The sequence below is a fragment of the Mycolicibacterium canariasense genome, from assembly GCF_002101555.1.
Classification (GTDB): Bacteria; Actinomycetota; Actinomycetes; order Mycobacteriales; family Mycobacteriaceae; genus Mycobacterium; species Mycobacterium canariasense.
The window spans coordinates 75726-93180 of the sequence record NZ_LQOL01000059.1; the positions used below are offsets into that span (position 1 = coordinate 75726).

Genomic DNA, 17455 nt, shown 5'->3' on the forward strand with positions numbered 1-17455 from the left:
GATGCCGGACTGGCTGGCCGAGCGGCGCACCGAGGCTGCGGCCGAACGCATCCTCGACGCCGCGGACGATCTGTTCACCCGGCAGGACGCCGCGACCGTCGGGATGAACGACATCGCCAGGGCGGCAGGTTGCTCGCGCGCCACGCTCTATCGTTACTTCGAGAACCGGGACGTGCTCTACGCCGCCTACGTGCACCGGCAGGCTCAGCGAGTCTTTTCCGAGATCGCGGACCTGCTCACCGGATTGACCGACCCGCAGGAACGGTTGGTCACCGGCATGCTCGCCGCCTTGGCGCGGGTGCGTGAAACCCCGGCCCTGGCATCGTGGTTCGCCAGCACCCAGCGTCCGATCGGTGGCGATATGGCCGAGCGCTCGGAGGTGATCCTCGCCCTGGTCGCCGCGTTCCTCGGGGGCAGCGGTCAGGACGCCGACACCGAGATGCGCGCCCGCTGGGTGATTCGGATTCTGGTGTCGCTGCTGCTGTTCCCCGGCCGCGACCCGGCCGACGAGCGCGCCATGCTGGAGAGCTTCGTGGTCCCGACGGTCGAGGTCAGGCGGCCCAGTAGGCGCGCGCCTTGAGCGAGCGTTTCGGAATCTTGTACTCGTCACGCAGCACCTTGGCCACCGCGCGGGTGGTGCGGTTGTCGCAGGCGACCCAACCGAAATGCTCGGACGCGTCGAACGCCGCCGCGGCCACCGCCTCGACGAGCGCCTCCCCCGCGTTCTTGCGGTCCACCCACGTGACACCGGGCCGCGCCACGGGCAGATCACGGTCGTCGGAGTGTGCGGACTCCAGGAACACCCGCGCGGGCGCGTCACCGATCGCCTCCAGCAGGGAGTTGATGGCAGGCAGCGACGCGGTGTCCCCGACGATGACGTACCCCTCCGGCGCCGGGGCCGGCAGCACGAAATCGCTGCCCAACACCGTCACCTCGAGCACATCCCCGGGCTGAGCCTCGATGGCCCACCGGGTGGCCAGACCCTCGTGCAACGCGAAGTCGATATCCACGGTGCCCGCCACCGGGTCCGGGTTGACCAACGTGTAACCGCGTTGATGCGATTTGGCGCCGTCGGGGAACCAGCCGCGGATCCACATGGTCGGATGGACGGGCCGGTCGGCCAGCAGTTCGGCCGCGGTGAAGTGCAGCCGCAGGTAATGCGGGGTGATCTGGGTTCGGCCGGTCACCGTCAATTCGTAGTCGCCGCCCCGCCACAGTTTGACCAGCGCGCCGGACAGGCCGCGGGACGGTTTCTGCTCGGTCAACGCAGCCCCCTCGATCCAGATGGTTACTTAGGGCAGCATAACCTATTTTGGATGGGTGATGGCGGCTGCGATCTCCCCGCCCCGGACCGCGACGTTGGACAACAACGTCGCTCCGAGCCCATGCGTGTGCTCGACCACCGACCCGTTCAGGAAGATGTCCCCGGCCGCACCCGGCCGGCCCGCCAGCCGGTAGTCACGCGTCACCACCGGCAGCCCATGCTCGTCGAACTCGTAGTCGGTGGCCAGCGCACCGAGGAACGCCGCCACATCCGTCGGTGCGTAACCCGTCGCATAGATCACCGCATCGCAGTGCAGCATCTCCTCGTGCCGGTCGACCAGGCTGCGCACGGTCACCCGGACACCTTCGGCGTGCTCGGCGGCCTCGGCGATCTCCGAAGCCCGGTGCAGGAACAGCCGACGCTGCCCGCTCACCCGCTCCTCGTAGACCTGCCCGTACAACTGCTCGATCAGGTCGACGTCGACGGCCGAATAGTTGGCCGAACGGTGGTACTCCAGCAGCCGCCGGCGTACCGGCTCGTCCGCGCCGAAGAATTCGTCCACCGCAGCGGGGTCGAAGATGCCGTTCACGAACGCACTGTCATCGGCGAGGCTGTACCCGTAGCGGCCGAACACGGCGTGCACCTGCACCTGCGGCCCGCTGCGATACAGGTGGGCGACCACCTCGGCGGCGCTCTGCCCGGCCCCGACCACCGCGACGGACCGAACCGCACCCAGCCGCGCCAGCGCACCGAGCAGACCATGGCTGTGGAAGCACCGTGACGTCCACCGAACACCGTTGGGCAGCACTGGTTTCAGGCCCATCCCGAGCACCAAGCGCTCGGCCTCGACCGCCACACCCGCTTGTGTCCGTACCGTGAAACCGCCGCCGGGACCGCGCGCCACGCCGACGACCCGCTGCCCGTAGCGCACGTCGGCGGCGAAATGCGCCGCGGCCCAATCCAGGTAGTCGTGGAACTCGAGTCGGCTGGGGAACACGTCGTGGCGGCCGATGAACTCGACCAGCCTGCCGCGCTCGCTCAGATAATTGACGAAGGTGAAGTCACTCTTGGTGTTTCGCAGTGTCACCAGATCCTTGAGGAACGGGATCTGCATGCGGGTACCGGGCAGCAGCATGTCGCGGTGCCAGCCGAACCTGGGCTGGGCCTCCAGGAAGTAGCCGTGCTCACCGCGTTCGGCCAGCGCGATGGCCAGCGCGAGGTTGGCAGGCCCGAAACCGATGCCCAGCAGCCCGACGCGCGCGGGTTCAGGCCGGGACATGGGTGCGGCTCAACCGTTCCAGATAGCGCCCGCGCACCATGTCCCGATTGATCAGGACCACGAAGTCGGCCATGTCGAAATCCGGGTCGTACGAGGGCTCCCCGCAGATCACCCCGCCGATGCGCAGGCTGCCCGCCACCATGGGCGGCAACCGCACCCGGCCCGGTGACGGCATATCGGTCAAGCTCAAACCGTTGACCCGCACCGGGTTTCGCGGCACCACCCGGAACTGCGCCGGTGCCGGATGCGCCCGGTACGCCTCGTCGAGCACCCCGCGGACCAGCGCGCCGCGCGGGCCGCCGGCCTCCATCCGGACCGACAGGCAGCCGATCGCCCAAAGGTGGCCGGTGAGTTCCTGGTAGCGCAGGATGCCGGCCCACAGCAGGCCCATGACGGCTCCGCTGCGGTGGTCGGGATGCACACTGGCGCGGCCCAGTTCGACCAGCGACGGACGCAGCGCGTCGATACCGGGGCTGACTTCGAAGATGGTGTCGGTGAACACCCCGCCCGCGGCCTGTGCACCGTCGGGCGGCAACAGCCGATAGCAGCCCACGATGTGCCCGGTGGACTCCTCGCGCGCGAGCAGATGATCGCTGTGTTCGTCGAACTGGTCGACGTCGATCATCTCGCCGGTGCGCGGCCCACGCACGGCGTGCGGCAGGGCGGCGCCCAGCTCCTCGGCGAATGTCAGGTAGCGCAGCCGCTGTGCCGCCTCGATCTCGGCGGGATCGTCCGAAATCACGATGCTGTAGCGGCCGGACTCGGTCGCTGGGATCAACACGCCCCCACGCATCATGATTTGCCAAAGGTAAACCCATCGCGGCCCTGCCGGTGGCAGATCCCGCTAATCCACCGGCACCGGCGCCCGGGCCTGCGATATCCGTCGCGAACCGATCCAGACCAGCGTCGCGACCACAGCGGTGGCGCCGGTGGCGACCACCGCGGCAGCCACCAGAGCGGCCTGCATCCCGGCGGCGCCCGACTCCCTGGCGATCGTTGCCAGCGTCGGCACCATCGGTCGCATCTCGGCAGGCAGGACGTCGAGCACGCGCAGTCCCGCACCGGCGCCCAGACCGTCGGTGAGCAGCCGGGTGGGCTCCCCGCCGAGGGCTGGCAGCGCGGAAAGCCGTGCGGCGGCATGATCACCGGCGGCCCGACTGAACAGCGCCCCCAACCCGGCGACACCGGCCAGGATGCCGATCTGACGCACGGTGCTCACCATGCCGGTCGCCATACCCGCATCCGGCACGGACACGAACCGCAGTGCCGCATCCGATGTCAGCGCCGACAATCCGCCCAGACCCAAACCGGCAACGACCGACCCGGCGACGAAATGCGTCCACCCGGTGGCGGCGGTCACGCCGGTCATCATCCACATCCCCACGGCGATGAGCGCCACGCCGGCCGGAATGGCGACCACCGCCGGCACCCGCCGCGCGCCCAGCATCGCCGCCGGCGCGCCGACGACGATCGCGACCGTCAGCGGCAACGCCCGCAGGCCCGCGTCGAAGGGGCTGTAGCCCAACGTGTTCATGAAGTACAGCGCGAGATAATTGGTGGCCGCGATGAGCGTCCCGGTCGCGGCGAAGGCAGCCAGGCACACCCCGGCGAACCCGGCATTGGCGAGCATGCGCACGTCCAGAAGCGGTGCGGTGGTGCGGGATTCGTGCCGGAAGAAGACCAGCAACGCGACCACGCAGAAGACGCCCAGTGCCAGCATGCGCGGACTGCCCCAGCCGTAGCGGTTGCCTTCGATCAGCACGTACACCCCGGCGAACAAGCCGGCCGTCAGCACCACGGTGCCGTAGACGTCGAGCGGTTGCGTCTGCGGTGCAACACTTTCCGTCACCGCGAAAACAGCGATCGTCAGCGCGACAATCCCGATGGGAAGGTTGATCAAGAAGATCGACGGCCAGCCGTAAGCGGTCACCAGCGCACCACCCAACAGCGGGCCGACCGCCCCGCCGGCACCCATCATCGCCCCGTACAGCGCGATCGCGACGGCCCGTCGTCGCGGCTCGGGAAACGCCGCGGCGATCAGCGGCAGCGAGACACCGAGCAGCACCGCCCCGGCCGCGCCCTGTACGGCGCGAACACCGTTGAGAAATTCGATACTGCGGGCCAGCGCGCACCCCGCCGAGGCGAACAGGAAGACGATCATGCCGCCCAGATACAGCCGGCGCCGCCCGATCCGATCCCCCAGCGTCGCCGCCGACAGCAGCAGCCCGGCCATCGGCAGCGCGTACGCGTCGACCACCCATTGCAGGCCGGACAGCCTGGCGTCCAGCGACGCCTGGATGTCGGCGAGCGCCGCGGCCACGATCGTCATATCCAACAGCAACATGAAGACCGCCAGGCAGACCGCGGCCAGGGTCAGGCGGGCGCCACGCTCGGTGAGCCCGCCCGTGGCCATCAGCGCACCCGGGTGACGCGGTGCAGTAGCCAGGCCAGCGGGATGGTCACCACCATGGTCCAGAAGAACAGCCACCACATGGGCCCGGTGTACACCGGGCGCTGCAGGATCTCCACCATCACGACTTCCATCAGCACCAGGTGGATGAGGAAGATCTCGTATGAGATCTCACCGAGGAACACCATCGGCCTGCTGCCCAGCAGCCGGGAATACCAGCCCCGGTTGCCCAGGGCCAGCGGCGCCACCACCAGGGTGGCGATGACGGCGTAGAAGACCGTCTTGACCACGGCCTCACTGAGCTTGGCCGGCGAGGTGGTGGGTTCGCCGGCGATGGGGGTCGACGCGATGAGGTAGCTGATCAGCGCCAGCGGGAGGCACACCACGGCATAGGCCCGGACCCGCATCGCCTGCAACACCGCCAGCAGCATGCCGCCCAGGAACCAGGCCAAATACGTCGGCAACCACAGCCGCGCGCCGTCGGGCAGTCCGTGGGTGGTGTGCACCAACGCCAGCCAGGCCGGGCTGATCAACACCAGCCCGAACAACCCGGCGAGCAGCAGGCCCGGCCGCCAGCGCCGCCGGCACAGCACCACCAGCAGCAGCCACGCAAGCAGCGGAAGCACCACGTAGAACGCCGCCTCCACCGCCAGGCTCCACATCTGGGTCAACCCCTGGTGCAGATAGGAGAACAGGTAGTTGTCGGTGTAGATCTGCGTGAGGGTCAGGTTGCGCAGCAGGCCGATCCAATTGTGCCCGGGATTCGGTCCGGCCTCGCGAAAGTGGTACACGGCATAGGCCGCCAGCACCGTGACGACATAGGCCGGCATGATGCGGCGCACCCGGTGCCAGGCATACCGGCGCACCGACGGGGGTGGCATGCCGGCCCGAGCCCGATCCACCCAGGGCTTGAACAACAGATAACCCGACAGCACGAAGAAGATCGGCACGCCGATCTCGGCGCGGGACAACACCAGGCCGACGTAGCCGTCGTTGTACCGGCCGGTGGTGTAGGCCGCATGGGTCAGCACCACCAGCAGTGCGGCCAGGGCCCGCACCCCGGTGAGGGACGCGACACGGTCGACCGTGGTGACCGACTCCAGACCACCCTGTTCGCGGACTCCGGATTGCAGCGTCACGAGTCCTTGCGGCGTGGCTTGTGTGGGCGGTCCGGCTGCAGATTGATCAGCACACCCTGGATACGGGTGTTCTCCAGCTTCTTGTAGACCTCGCGCGGCAGCTTGGCCGGCAACTCCACCAAGGAGTGGTCGACCCGGATCGAGATGTGGCCGAAATCGCTGCGGTGCAGCCCGCCCTCGTTGGCGATGGCCCCCACGATGGCGCCGGGAGCAACCTTGTGCCGCTTGCCGACGGCGATCCGGTAGGTGGCCAGGTCACTGCGGGTGCCGTGCTTTTTGCGCTCGCGTCCGCCATCCTCGCGAGGTGCCCGCTCGGTGCGCTCCTTGCGCTTCTCCGGCGGCGGCTCGGTCATCAGGAAGGCTTCGCCGTCGCGAGACTGCAGTGCGAGCGCCGCCGCGATATCGGCCATCGGGACGTCGTGTTCGCGCGCGTAGTCCTCGATGAGACGGCGGAACAGGTCGATGCCCGGGCCGTTGAGCGTGTCGGTGATCGAATCCCGGAACTTCGACACCCGCTGCTCGTTGACGTCGTCGACGCTGGGCAGTTCGGCCTCGACCACCTTGGACCGGGTGTGCTTCTCGATCGACTTCAGCAGGTGGCGCTCGCGCGGGGTGACGAACAGCAGCGCGTGCCCGGACCGGCCGGCGCGCCCGGTGCGGCCGATGCGGTGCACGTAGGACTCGGTGTCGTGCGGGATGTCGTAGTTGACGACATGGCTGATCCGCTCGACGTCGAGGCCACGCGCGGCGACGTCGGTGGCGACCAGGATGTCGATGCTGCCGTCCTTGAGCGCGGCGATGGTGCGTTCACGCTGAGCCTGCGCGATATCGCCGTTGATGGCGGCGGCCGCGAAACCGCGGGCCTTGAGCCGCTCGGCGACCTCCTCGGTGGCCTGCTTGGTGCGGACGAACACGATCATCGCGTCGCCCTCTTCGACCTCGAGCACCCTGGTCAGCGCGTCCAGTTTGCGCGGACCGGCCACCTGGATGAACCGCTGCGAAATGTTCTCGGCGGTGGCAGTTTTCGCCTTGACGGTCACCTCGACCGGGTCGTGCAGGTATTTCGAGGTGATCTTCTTGATCGCCGGCGGCATGGTGGCCGAGAAGAGCGCCACCTGCTTGTACTCCGGGGTGTCGGACAGGATGCGCTCGACATCCTCGGCGAAACCCATCTGCAGCATCTCGTCGGCCTCGTCGAGCACCAGGTAGTCCAGGTGCGACAGATCCAGCCGGCCCTTCTCCAGGTGATCGATGACCCGGCCGGGCGTGCCGACCACCACCTGCGCGCCACGGCGCAAGCCGGCCAGCTGGGGCCCGTAGGACGAGCCGCCGTAGATCGGCAGCACCTGGATATCAGGCAGATGTGCGCCGTAGCGACCGAAAGCCTCGGCGACCTGCAGCGCCAGCTCCCGGGTCGGGGCCAGCACCAGGGCCTGGGTGTTCCTGCTGGTGGTGTCGATCTTGGACAGAATCGGGATCGCAAAGGCCGCCGTCTTACCGGTGCCGGTCTGGGCCAGTCCGACGACATCGGACCCGGCCAGCATCGCCGGAATGGTGGCGGCCTGGATCGCCGACGGGGTCTCATAACCGACGTCGGTCACCGCCTGCAGCACCGCCGGGTGAATCTGCAGGTCAGCAAAGGTCGCTTCGGCGTCGGTCGCGCCGTCTTCAGGGGAAGTCATGTCAGGAGCAGTCTAGAGCGTGCGCGCCGTCACGCCCTGCAGAGTCGCGTCGCTGGTCCGGGGCCGGGGCGGACCACAGGTACGGTTCGGTGTTGTGCGAAGGGTTGCGTTGGGGGCGGCGATCGTGACGGGCCTCGTGCTGACGGGGTGTGGATCGAGCGATTCCACCGTCTCCAAGACACCGGAGGCCAGCACCCCCGCGTCCGGTCCGCGCACCACGGTCGCCGCACCGGCACCCATCGTCACGCCCACCACCGCCGCGCCCGCACCGGATCCGTGTGCGGTGAACCTGGCCGCCCCGGAGATCGCCAAAGCGGTGTCGACGTTGCCGCGCGATCCGCGCAGCAACCAGGCGTGGAGCCCGGAGCCGTTGGCGGGCAACTACAACGAATGCGCCCCGCTGTCGGTGGTGATCGTCAAGGCCAACACCAACACGCCGAACGCCAACACCAGGGCGGTGATGTTCCACCTGGGCAAGTTCATCCCGACCGGGGTGCCCGACACCTACGGTTTCAACGGGATCGACGAGAGTTCCAGCACCGGCGACACCGTCGCGCTCAAGTTCTCCGGCGGCACGCCGGGGCTGGACAGCGTGGTGCGGTTCCGGTGGAACGGCAACGGCGTGGAGTTGATCGGTAACACCGGCCACTGAGACGTGGCCGCGAGCGGTAGGGGATGTCGGCGCTCTCCCCTAGCCTGGGTGCGTGTTCGTCGCCGCGGATCGAGTCATCTACAGCGCGTCGGACCTCGCCGCCGCCGCGCGCTGTGAGTACGCGCTGCTGCGCTCGTTCGACGCACAGTTGGGCCGCGGCCCGAAGGTGTCCTCCTCCGACGAACTGCTGGCCCGCACCGCAGCGCTCGGCCAGGACCACGAGCAGCGCCACCTCGAGGAACTGCGGGCCGACGGCACCGTCACGGTGATCGGCAGGCCGCCCTACACGGTCGCCGGGCTCGCCGCAGCGGCCGAACAGACCATGGCCGCGGTGGGCCGCCGGGTGCCGGCCATCTACCAGGCCGCGATGTTCGACGGCCGGTTCGCCGGGTTCGCCGACTTCCTGGAGTTCGAGCCCGGCCCGGCCGGCGGGCGCTACCGGCTGCGCGACACCAAACTGTCCCGGTCGGTGAAGGTCGAGGCACTGCTGCAGCTGGCCGCCTACGCCGACAGCCTGACCACCGCCGGGGTGCCGGTGGCGCCGGAGGTGGAGCTGGTGCTCGGGGACGGCGCGGTATCGCGGTACCAGGTGGACGAGCTGTTGCCCGTCTACCGGCCTCGGCGGGCGGCGTTACAGCGGCTGCTGGACGAGCACCTGGCCGCCGACCGGCCGGTGTCCTGGGCGGACGAGCGGGTCCGCGCGTGCTTCCGCTGCCCCGAATGTGAGCAGCAGGTCCGCGCGACCGACGACCTGCTGCTGGTCGCGGGGATGCGGACCAGCCAGCGCGCCCGGCTGATCGACGCCGGCATCACGACAGTGCGTGATCTGGCCGCACACGCCGGTCCGGTGCCCGAGCTGGCCAACCGCACCGTCATCGCACTGACGGCCCAAGCGCGGCTGCAGACCGCCGAACGGGTCGACGGCAAGCCACCGTTCGAGGTCGTCGATGCGCAGCCGTTGATGCTGCTGCCCGACCCGGACAGGGGCGACCTGTTCTTCGATTTCGAGGGCGATCCGCTCTGGACGGTGAACGGCCGCGACTGGGGCCTGGAGTACCTGTGGGGCGTGCTGACCGTCACCGACGAGTTCACCCCGTACTGGGCGCACGACCGGGCCGAGGAACGACAGGCCCTGGTCGACTTCCTGGCCATGGTGCGCAAGCGGATGAAGCGCTACCCGAAGATGCACATCTACCACTACGCGGCCTACGAGAAGAGCACCCTGCTGCGGCTGGCCGGGCGGTACGGGGTCGGCGAGAACGAGGTGGACGACCTGCTGCGCAACGGGGTGCTGGTGGATCTATATCCGTTGGTGCGCAAGAGCATTCGGGTGGGCACGGAGAGCTACAGCATCAAGTACCTGGAGCCGCTGTACATGGGCGGTGAGCTGCGCGACGGCGAGGTGACCAACGCCGCCGACTCGATCACCCAGTACGCCCGTTACTGCGCGCTGCGCGATGACGGCCGCCCCGAGGAGGCGGCCGTGGTACTCAAGGAGATCGAGGACTACAACCGCTACGACTGTCGATCCACGCGGCGGCTGCGGGACTGGCTGATGGCCAGGGCCATCGAATCCGAGGTGCCGCCCCGCGGCCCGCAGCCGGTGCAGGCGTTGGGCACCGACGCAACGGCCGCGGTGACCGACGGCCTGGACCGGGCGTTGCTGAAATTCGCCGGGGACGGCATCGAGGAGCGCACCGCCGAGCAGACGGCCGTCGCGATGGTGGCGGCCGCCCGCGGTTTCCACAAGCGCGAGGACAAACCGTACTGGTGGGCACACTTCGATCGGGTGAACAATCCCGTCGACGAATGGTCGGACAACAGCGGTGTTTTCGTGGCCGACCGCGCCGAGGTCGTCAACGACTGGCACCAGCCGCCCAAGGCACGCAAGCCGCAACGCCATGTCCTACTGACCGGCGAGCTGGCCAACGGCGAACTCAACGGTGACGTGTACGCGCTGTACGACCCGCCGGCGCCCGCGGGGTTGGCCGAGGACCCGGACCGTCGCGCGTTCGGTTCGGCGACCGTACTCGAGTGCGACGATCCCGAAGTGCCGACGCAGGTGCTGATCTGTGAGCGGGAACCCAAGGGCGCCGGCCCGTTCGACCGGTTGCCGTTCGCGCTGACACCGGGCCCGCCCATCAACACCAGGCCGCTGCAGGAGTCGATCGCCGACACCGCGGCACGGGTGGCCGCCGGGCTGCCCAACCTACCGGCCGACGCCATCACCGACATCCTGCTGCGCCGCGCGCCGCGCATCGTCGGCGGTGGCCCGCTCCCGCGTACCGGGGATGTCGCCGCCGACATGACGACCGCCCTGCTGGCATTGGACTCCTCGTACCTGGCGGTCCACGGCCCTCCCGGAACCGGTAAGACCTTCACCTCGGCCAAGGTCATCGAACGGTTGGTCAACGGGCACGGCTGGCGGGTCGGTGTGGTGGCGCAGTCACACGCCGTGGTGGAGAACCTCTTCCGCGATGTGATCGCCGCGGGGGTCGACGGCACCCGCGTCGGCAAGAAGATGAACACGGTCAATGCCGGGTGGACCACGTTGACCAATCCGGAGTTCGCCGGGTTCATTGCCGACAACGACGGCTGCGTGGTGGGCGGAACGGGCTGGGACTTCGCCAATGCCAACAAGATTCCGCGGCTGGCGCTCGACCTGCTGGTCATCGAGGAGGCCGGTCAGTACAGCCTGGCCAACACCATCGCCGTGGCGCCGGCGGCCCGGAACCTGACGCTGCTGGGCGATCCGCAGCAGCTGCCGCAGGTCAGTCAGGGCACCCATCCGGAACCGGTCGACGAGTCGGCGCTGGGCTGGCTCGTCGACGGCCACCACACCCTGCCGCCGGAGCGCGGCTACTTCTTGGACTTCTCGTTCCGGATGCATCCCGCGGTGTGTGGGCCCGTCTCCCGGTTGTCCTACGACGGCCGACTGCAGGCACGCGAAGACGTCAGTGGCGCAAGGCATCTGGACGGCGTGGCACCGGGCGTGCAGGTGCTGGCCGTGGCACACGACGGCAATTCCACCGACAGCCCCGAGGAGGCCGAAGCCATCGTCGCCCGGATCACCGCGCTGCTCGGCACCGCGTGGACCGACGAGCACGGCACCGTCGCGCTGGATCAGCAGCATGTGCTGGTCGTGACGCCCTACAACGCCCAGGTGGTGACGCTGCGCCGCGCGCTGGACGCCGCCGGGCTTACCGGTGTCGAGGTGGGCACCGTCGACAAGTTCCAGGGCCGGCAGGCCCCGGTCGTGTTCGTCTCCATGGCGACGTCGTCGGCCGACGAGGCGCCGCGCGGAGTCTCGTTCCTGTTCAACAGGAATCGGCTCAATGTGGCGGTGAGCCGCGCCAAGCACACCGCGTTCATCGTGCGGTCGGCGCTGTTGACCGATTATCTGCCCGCGACGCCCGACCGGCTGACCGAATTGGGGGCGTTCCTGGCGTTGACCGGCGGCTGAGGCTACTTGTCGGACCCTCTGCGAGAATGGGTCATGTCCAGCGCCGCAACGTCTTTGGAGCCAAAAGAACGGTTGGCGGTGCTGTTCGACGAGATCGGTGAGTTGTGCGGGCAACGCAACGCCATCGACGGTCGGCTGGTCGAGATCGTCGCCGAGATCGACCGCGACGAGTTGGCCGGGATGACCGGCTGCCGCTCGATCGCAGCGCTGGTGGCCTGGAAAACCGGGGCGACACCCCGCAACGCGGAGACGATGGTCGCCGTCGCGCACCGCCTCGACGAGTTCCCGCGCTGCGCCGACGGTTTACGCGAAGGCCGGTTGTCGTTGGATCAGGTCGGGGTGATCGCCTAACGCGCCGCCGACAGCGCTGACGGATTTCCGACCCGGACCGATGCGTTCATGAGCCTGGTCGAGGCCGGCTGGGACACCGACGCCGCAGCCCGCCCACACGGCCAGCACACCACCGTCATCGTGCACGTCGACGTCGACCGACCCGCCGCCCTGCACCTCAGCCCGATCCTCACCGACCAGGAACGCCAATACCTGCTCTGCGACGCCACCTGCGAAGTCTGGTTCGAGCGCCACGACCGCCCGATCGGCACCGGACGGTCCACCCGCGGCATCACCGGCTGCACCATGCCGGCCAGATCACCATCACCGGCCCCGCCGATCGCCTCGTCGTCACCGACACCGACGGACAACCCATCGATCGCGGATCCCTGGCCCGGCCACCCAGCACCGCCCCACCAACCGTCAACCCCTACACAGGCCCGACCGGGGAACGCGCCCAATGGTGGTGGTACCAACCCTTCCAACCACCACCCACCAGCGACAACTGACCGTCAGTCGTCGCGGGAGTGCCTGCCGCGACTGGGTCGTGAATGCCTGCCGCCCGGCTCCTCGTCGTCCTGATCGGCGGGCGGTTGCAACGGCTGGAATCGGCCGTCCTGGTCGGTGTGAAAACCATTGTGGGCGTGGCCGATGTGATCGCCCGGCGGCTCGGCCAGCAGATCGTCGAGGATGCTTCGCCAGGCCCGGGGTGGGTCGGGCATGGGTCGCGGCGGGTCCGGCACGGGCCGGGGCTCGGGCTCGGGCTCGGGTTCTGGTTCGGACTCGGGTTCCAGGTGCTGCCAGGTGTCCACGGGTCCGGCGTGCCAGGTATCGGCCGGTGCGTGCAGCGGATGCTCGACGTGGGCGTACAGCGGCTCGGTCAGCGACTCGTCGGGTGGGGTGGCATCGACGGCGGGCAGCAAATCGGTGGGCGGGTCCTGCCCCGGCGAGCGAAGCGACGGGGAATCATGCCCCGGCGACCAGTCCACCGTGTACTCGATGTAGTCGTCGTCGTCCTGCCAATGCTCGTCGACGGAGTGCTGGTCGGCCGCCGGCAGCCGCGGCGCGGGTAACCCGGTGACCAACCGCGGTGTCGTCGCACCGAAGCCACGCAGGAACAGCGCGGCCACCACACCGAACAACGCGATGAATGCGGGCAGCAGCAGCGATTGCGACAAGGCCGCCGAGAACGGTTCACGCAGGAACTCCGGCAGCACGCCGGCTTGCCCCTCCGTCGGGGCGCCACCACTGGGCCGCGCGGGAAGTTCGGCGCCGATCCGGGACGTCATGAACGCGGCCATGCTGGCGCTGCCCAGCACCGAGCCCACCTGGCGGGTGGTGTTGAACACCCCGGAGCCCGCGCCGGCCAGTTGCGGCGGGAGATTGCGGGTGGCCGTCGCGGCCAACGGCGACCAGATGAACGCCATCCCCACCCCCATCGCCGCCAGCGGCAGCAGCAGCCGCCAGATGGGCGTCGTGGGCGTCATCTCCACCGACAGCCAGGTCAACGCGATCGCCAGTGTCGCGAAGCCGAACCCGATGATCGGAGCCGGATGCGATCGGTCGACGATGCGGCCGACGAACGGGGCGAGTACGCCGGTCGCGATGGCCATCGGGGCGGTCAGCAGCGCCGACCGCGTGTAGGACAGCCCGCACACCGCCGGGGCGTAGAACATCACCGGCAGGATCATCGCCGTCACGGCGAAACCGATGACGGCGATGCCGACATTGGACAGCGTGAAATCCCGGTCGGCGAAAACACGCAGCGGGATCAGTGGTTCACGCGGATTGACCGATTGCCAGTACACGAAGGCGACCATGAACCCGACGCCCGCGACGATGGTCGCCCAGATCCACGGCGCCCAGTGGTGCGACTGCCCCTCCTGCAAGCCGAACACGATCAGCAACATCGCGATCCCGGACAGCGCCACCCCGAGCAGGTCGAAGCTGTGCTTCTCGGTGGGTAGGACCGGGACCAACCACGCCGCCAGCGCCAGGCCGACCAGCCCGATCGGGACGTTGACGAAGAAGATCCACTGCCAGCCCAACCCGTCGACCAGGACACCTCCGGCCAGCGGTCCGACGAGAGTGGCGACGCCGGCGGTGGCTCCCCACACGCTCATCGCCACGCCACGCCGCTCCGGCGGGAAGATGCGGGTGATGGTGGACAGGGTCTGCGGCGTCAGCAGTGCCGCCCCGACACCTTGCACCACCCGGGCGGCGATCAGCATCTGGATCGACCCGGACAGCCCGCACCACAGCGAGGCGATCGTGAAGACCGTCAGCCCGAGCAGGTAGAGGTTCTTCGGCCCGAACCGGTCGCCGAGCCTGCCGGCCACCAACAGCGGCACCGCATAGGCGAGCAGATAGGCGCTGGTCACCCAGATGACACCGTCGTAGTCGGTGGCCAGCGCCTCCATGATCCGCTTGTTGGCGACTGCGACGATCGTCGAGTCCACCAGGATCATGAAGAACCCGACCAGCATCGCCCACAGCGCGTGCCAGGGGTTGGCTTGCCGGGCCGTCCCGGTCAGGCGGGCGGCCGCGGGCGCGCGTCGATCAGTCTGGTCTTCGGGCATCTACTCGGAAATCGGAAGGGGCGACGCGACGGACGCTACGGACCCGCCGCCATCCCGACAACTTACGCCGCGTCGCAGACGGGCTCACCGGCCGGAGCGTCCTGCGCCTCGGTCGGCGACGATCCGACCGCGAGCAAGGCGAACAACGCGAAGCTGGATCCGACGACCATCACCAGCGCCAAGGCGAATTCGTTGTTGCCGAGCACACCGACCAGCGGTGCCACCGCGGCACCCAAGCCGAACTGCGCCGCACCCAGCAGGGCGGCCGCCGTCCCGGCCGCGTCGGAGTGCCGGGACAACGCCACCGCGGGCGCGTTCGGGATGACCAGTCCCATCGCCGCCAAGATCACCCACACCGACACCAGGAATCCCCACAGACCGCCGACATGGCTCAGCGCGAGCGCGAGGAACACCGCCGCGGTGACCGCGGAAACGCCCAGCGACCACACCGTGATGGTCTGCGGGCTGAACCGCTTGAGCAGCAGCACGTTGGTCTGGGTCGCGCCGATCAGGGCGACCGCACCGGCGGCGAACACCAGCGCGAAGGTCTGCTGGTCCAGTCCGTACCGCCCCTGCAACACGAACGGCGCGGCGGCGATATAGGCGAACAGCCCGGACATGCCGAGCGCGGCGACCAACACCAGGATGACGAACCGGGCATCGCGCAGCAGTTCGCCGTAGGTGCCGATGATGTTGCGGACGTGCAGTGGACGACGGTGCGACACCGGCAGCGTCTCGGGCAGGGCCAGCACGGCCAACAACAGCAGCGCACCGGCGAGCACCACCAGCGCGGCGAACACCCAGTGCCAGGACGCCTTGAGCAGGACCGCCGCACCCAGCGACGGCGCGACCACCGGCGCGACGCCGAGCACCAGCATCAACCGGGACATCACCGTGGCAGCCACCGTCCCGGTGTAGAGGTCGCCGACGACGGCGACCGCGACGACCGACGCCGCGGCCGCACCGAAGCCCTGTAGGCCGCGCCCCAACCCGAGCACCGTGATGTTCGGCGCGAACAGGCAGATCAGGGATGCCACCATGTGCAGCACGATCCCCGCGATCAGTGGCCGCCGTCGACCCAGCGAATCGGACAACGAGCCGACCACCAGCTGGCCCACGGCCAGACCGGCCAGCGTTCCGGTCAGCGTCAACTGCACCATCGAGGACGACACCGACAGGTCCCCGGCGATTCTCGGCAACGCGGGCAGGTACATGTCGATGGTGAGCGGGCCCAGTGCGATCAGCAGCCCCAGCACCGTGATGATCCGGATGCGGCTGGGGGTCGGGGTTGCTTGCACGCTCACGGATGTTGCCACGGTCAGAGGCAGCGTTGCACGTCGGTTTTTTCTTCCGCGTAGGGCGAACAGTGACGGCCGTCACGGCTGGGCAACGGACCTACCGGGCCGATCGTTGTAAGGGGGTTAGCCTTGTTGGTCTACAGGGCTCGGGGATTGCACAGGGGAGACACAGCGATGAACGCTCGGTCCAACATCACGAGTCGGCTTCCGGCCACCCGTGACGGTGTCGACGAGGATCCCAGCGCGGCCGCCAAGGCGCTGTCACAGCTGTTGGAGCGCAGCACCCGCCTGCAGGCGCCGGCGGTGACGGCCTACGTCCGCCGGCTACGCGACAAGAAGCCGGACGCCACCCCCGCCGAAATCGTCGCCAGCCTGGAGAAGCACTACCTGGCCGCGGTGATGGCCAGCGGCGCGGCGGTCGGATCGGCCGCCGCGTTCCCGGGCATCGGCACGTTGGCCGCGATGTCCGCGGTGGCCGGGGAAACCGTGGTGTTCCTGGAGGCCACCGCCGTGTTCGTGCTGGCGGTCGCCGAAGTGCACGGCATCCCGGCCGATCACAGGGAACGGCGCCGCGCACTGGTGCTGGCGGTCCTCGTCGGCGACGACGGCAAGCACGCCGTCGCCGACCTGCTGGGCACCGGTCGCACCAGCGGGGCGTGGCTCTCCGATGGCGCCGCAACCCTGCCGCTGCCCGCCGTGTCACAACTGAACAGCAGGCTGCTGCGGTTCTTCGTGAAGAAGTACACCCTCAAGCGCGGGGCCATCGCCTTCGGGAAGCTGCTGCCGGTCGGCATCGGCGCCGTCGTCGGCGGGGTGGGCAACCGGTTGATGGGCAAGAAGATCGTGGGCAATGCCCGCAAGGCGTTCGGCAACCCGCCGCCCCGGTGGCCGTCGTCATTGCTCGTGCTGCCCGCACCGCGCGACTGACAACCAGACATATGACGGGCAATGTCAGTGACATAACCGGTCATATGTCAGCACGACGCACCGGCCAGGAACGTCACTCCGACGTGCCTGGTCGGGCCGCGACCGGAAGCGATAGCCTTTATGCGGCCGAGCGCGGATATCCGCACACATGTGGTGGGCTCATCGCACACGCCCGCCGTGACAGATGGAATCGAGGCGAAGAACTGCCGTGACCAGTTCCCCATCCCCCTTCGGACAGAACGAGTGGCTGGTCGAGGAGATGTATCGCAAGTTCCGCGAAGATCCCTCCTCGGTGGATCCCAGCTGGCACGAATTCCTCGTCGACTATTCACCGGAACCGGTGACCGAAGCGGCCGCCACCAACGGCTCCGCGGCGGCAGCGCCCGCCGCTGCCCCGGCGACACCCGCGCCGGCCCCCGCTCCGGCCCAGCG

At 69.0% G+C, this 17455-nt stretch carries 13 protein-coding genes and 1 pseudogene; 6 read left to right on the forward strand and 8 right to left on the reverse strand.

Annotated elements, in window-relative coordinates:
* The first annotated feature begins 1 nt into the window (after nt 1).
* Entirely contained in the window at nt 2-580 is a 579-nt protein-coding gene (locus AWB94_RS21375; protein WP_062657670.1) for a TetR/AcrR family transcriptional regulator, read from the forward strand.
* Here the strand turns inward: AWB94_RS21375 and AWB94_RS21380 are convergent.
* The 6 genes from AWB94_RS21380 to AWB94_RS21405 are packed head-to-tail and all read right to left on the reverse strand — an operon-like array spanning nt 552 to nt 7774.
* Entirely contained in the window at nt 552-1265 is a 714-nt protein-coding gene (locus tag AWB94_RS21380) for a siderophore-interacting protein (protein WP_062657669.1), read from the reverse strand. The two genes, AWB94_RS21375 and AWB94_RS21380, sit on opposite strands and share 29 nt — an antisense overlap.
* Nucleotides 1266-1307: 42 nt before the next feature.
* Nucleotides 1308-2543 (reverse strand): lysine N(6)-hydroxylase/L-ornithine N(5)-oxygenase family protein, encoded by a 1236-nt coding sequence (locus AWB94_RS21385; RefSeq protein ID WP_457920262.1) that lies wholly within the window; start codon nt 2541-2543, stop codon nt 1308-1310.
* Nucleotides 2530-3339, reverse strand: a complete 810-nt coding sequence (locus tag AWB94_RS21390; protein WP_062657668.1) for a GNAT family N-acetyltransferase — start codon at nt 3337-3339, stop codon at nt 2530-2532. The genes AWB94_RS21385 and AWB94_RS21390 overlap by 14 nt, the downstream gene beginning before the upstream one ends.
* A gap of 48 nt (nt 3340-3387) precedes the next feature.
* Entirely contained in the window at nt 3388-4920 is a 1533-nt protein-coding gene (locus AWB94_RS21395; RefSeq protein ID WP_084395270.1) for an MFS transporter, read from the reverse strand.
* Between the two features lie 35 nt (nt 4921-4955).
* Nucleotides 4956-6092, reverse strand: coding sequence for an acyltransferase family protein (locus AWB94_RS21400; protein WP_062657667.1), 1137 nt, complete (start codon nt 6090-6092; stop codon nt 4956-4958).
* Complete coding sequence (locus AWB94_RS21405) at nt 6089-7774, reverse strand: DEAD/DEAH box helicase (protein ID WP_062657666.1); 1686 nt, start codon at nt 7772-7774, stop codon at nt 6089-6091. The genes AWB94_RS21400 and AWB94_RS21405 overlap by 4 nt, the downstream gene beginning before the upstream one ends.
* A gap of 124 nt (nt 7775-7898) precedes the next feature.
* On the opposite strand from AWB94_RS21405, the gene AWB94_RS21410 reads away from it, so the two are divergent.
* From AWB94_RS21410 to AWB94_RS21420, 3 genes and pseudogenes are all read left to right on the forward strand, one after another.
* On the forward strand, nt 7899-8426 hold the full coding sequence (locus tag AWB94_RS21410) for an LppP/LprE family lipoprotein (protein WP_474630413.1): 528 nt from the start codon (nt 7899-7901) through the stop codon (nt 8424-8426).
* Nucleotides 8427-8478: 52 nt separating this feature from the next.
* The gene (locus AWB94_RS21415; protein WP_062657664.1) at nt 8479-11889 is read left to right on the forward strand and encodes a TM0106 family RecB-like putative nuclease; all 3411 of its coding nucleotides are present in this window, start codon (nt 8479-8481) and stop codon (nt 11887-11889) included.
* A gap of 33 nt (nt 11890-11922) precedes the next feature.
* Nucleotides 11923-12728: pseudogene (locus AWB94_RS21420) on the forward strand (DUF222 domain-containing protein).
* Nucleotides 12729-12731: 3 nt separating this feature from the next.
* On the opposite strand, the gene AWB94_RS21425 reads toward AWB94_RS21420, so the two are convergent.
* Together AWB94_RS21425 and AWB94_RS21430 are read right to left on the reverse strand one after the other, a co-directional pair.
* Nucleotides 12732-14705: an MFS transporter gene (locus AWB94_RS21425; protein ID WP_234811830.1), complete on the reverse strand. Its 1974-nt coding sequence runs from the start codon at nt 14703-14705 to the stop codon at nt 12732-12734.
* A gap of 155 nt (nt 14706-14860) precedes the next feature.
* Nucleotides 14861-16114 (reverse strand): multidrug effflux MFS transporter, encoded by a 1254-nt coding sequence (locus AWB94_RS21430; protein ID WP_084395257.1) that lies wholly within the window; start codon nt 16112-16114, stop codon nt 14861-14863.
* 156 nt (nt 16115-16270) lie between these two features.
* On the opposite strand from AWB94_RS21430, the gene AWB94_RS21435 reads away from it, so the two are divergent.
* Together AWB94_RS21435 and AWB94_RS21440 are read left to right on the forward strand one after the other, a co-directional pair.
* Nucleotides 16271-17023, forward strand: a complete 753-nt coding sequence (locus AWB94_RS21435) for a hypothetical protein (RefSeq protein ID WP_062657660.1) — start codon at nt 16271-16273, stop codon at nt 17021-17023.
* A 208-nt stretch (nt 17024-17231) separates the two neighbouring features.
* The coding region (locus AWB94_RS21440; protein ID WP_133058220.1) for a 2-oxoglutarate dehydrogenase E1 subunit family protein at nt 17232-17455 on the forward strand (224 nt) is incomplete at its 3' end.

Bases quoted from the DNA above. Each gene is read 5' to 3' on its own strand.
- AWB94_RS21390 (WP_062657668.1), bottom strand. From the start codon at position 3,339: ATGATGCGTGGGGGCGTGTTGATCCCAGCGACCGAGTCCGGCCGCTAC.
- AWB94_RS21385 (WP_457920262.1), bottom strand. From the start codon at position 2,543: ATGTCCCGGCCTGAACCCGCGCGCGTCGGGCTGCTGGGCATCGGTTTC.
- AWB94_RS21375 (WP_062657670.1), top strand. From the start codon at position 2: ATGCCGGACTGGCTGGCCGAGCGGCGCACCGAGGCTGCGGCCGAACGC.
- AWB94_RS21435 (WP_062657660.1), top strand. From the start codon at position 16,271: ATGAACGCTCGGTCCAACATCACGAGTCGGCTTCCGGCCACCCGTGAC.
- AWB94_RS21405 (WP_062657666.1), bottom strand. From the start codon at position 7,774: ATGACTTCCCCTGAAGACGGCGCGACCGACGCCGAAGCGACCTTTGCT.
- AWB94_RS21425 (WP_234811830.1), bottom strand. From the start codon at position 14,705: ATGCTGGTCGGGTTCTTCATGATCCTGGTGGACTCGACGATCGTCGCA.